Annotated in this window: 1 protein-coding gene; it reads right to left on the reverse strand. The window is 67.1% G+C overall.

Translation table 11 applies throughout. The annotated features are described in order from the left end of the window. Positions 1 to 78: 78 nt before the first annotated feature. Positions 79 to 1,284, reverse strand: a 1,206-nt coding sequence (locus GGQ98_RS18075) for an IS1380 family transposase (RefSeq protein WP_184072066.1), incomplete at its 5' end; no start/stop codon positions are given.

The raw sequence follows: 1,284 nt of genomic DNA on the forward strand, positions 1-1,284 counted from the left end.
ACTAATCCATCGCGTTTGGCCGAGAGGTTTGCGGGGTTTCTGGACAGGGTGGATCGGTCTGCGGCACAGCCGCGCCGCTCAGGCCGGCGCAGGTTTGAGGGCGCGGGCGATATGCCGGAAGATGTTGGCGTCGGGGCAAGCGCTGGCGAAGGCGATGCGGATCCGGCTGGCGGTTTCGACTACGCGGGCGGCGACCTTGATCAGCCGGAGGCGGATGGTGGCGAACTCGGCATTTTTCAGCACGGCGATAACGGGCATGGCCTGACGCAGCTTCCACATCAGCCAGTAGGCGGCGGTGTGGAGGATGAGGCGCATCTGGTTGGCGTTGGCCGACCGGCACGAGGTGCGGTCGCTTTTCAACTGCGTCTTGTGAAGCTTGATGAGGTTTTCGGCCTGGCCGCGAGCGCAATAGAGCGTGTCGTATATATGCTCGGCGCTGCCTTCCTCGAGCGAGGTGACAACGAAGCGGATATCGAGGCCCATGCTGGAGGCTTCGATCCGGGCGGCGACCCGGCGTTTGGCCGGCCCCCAGGATTTGGCGGCGTAGCGGGTCTCGGCATAGCGGCGCAGCACGCCCAAGCCGCGCAGCGCCCGGTCGGTGGCGCAGCCATCGCCGCGACTGACGATGACGGGATCGGCATGGAGCGCCTTGTTGCCAGGCAGGCCAAACACATAGTCGATGCCGTTCGCCTCGCACCACGCCATGATCTCGGGCCGACCGTAATGGCCATCGCCGCGCAGCGTGATGCGGGTATCGGGCCAGTGGCGGCGGATGCGGCGGATCAGGCGGCGGACATGGCCTGCCGTCTCGGCTCCCGACGGCGCCTTGCCGGCGCGCAGCAGCATCGCCACCGGGCGGCCGGTCGCCGTGTCGTAGACATGGATCGGCAGGAAACAGCGCTCGCCATAATGGCCGTTCCAGAAGGAGAGCTGCTGGCCGCCATGGACGACATCGACCGTCTCGTCGATATCGAACGTCACCGCGACCGGCGGCGCGGGATAGCTCGCGCAGTAGAGATCGACGAGCGCGCCTGTCAGCCGCACCAGTTCGCGCGTCGTCGGCGCATTCTCCCAGCGGCTCATCGTCGGCTGGCTTGCCAGGCCGACGGCACCGCCCGGCAGCTTGCCCAGCGCCAGCTTGAACCCCGGATCATGACGCAGCGCGTCGAGGTCATCGGCATCCTCATAGCCGCAGGCGATCGCCAGCATGCGAGCGCGCAGGATGTCGCTGAGATCATGGACGACGCGGCTCTGGTCGCGGGGGTCGGCGATGCAGGCGGCAAA

It is taken from the genome of Sphingosinicella soli (genome assembly GCF_014199685.1).
GTDB lineage: Bacteria > Pseudomonadota > Alphaproteobacteria > Sphingomonadales > Sphingomonadaceae > Sphingosinicella > Sphingosinicella soli.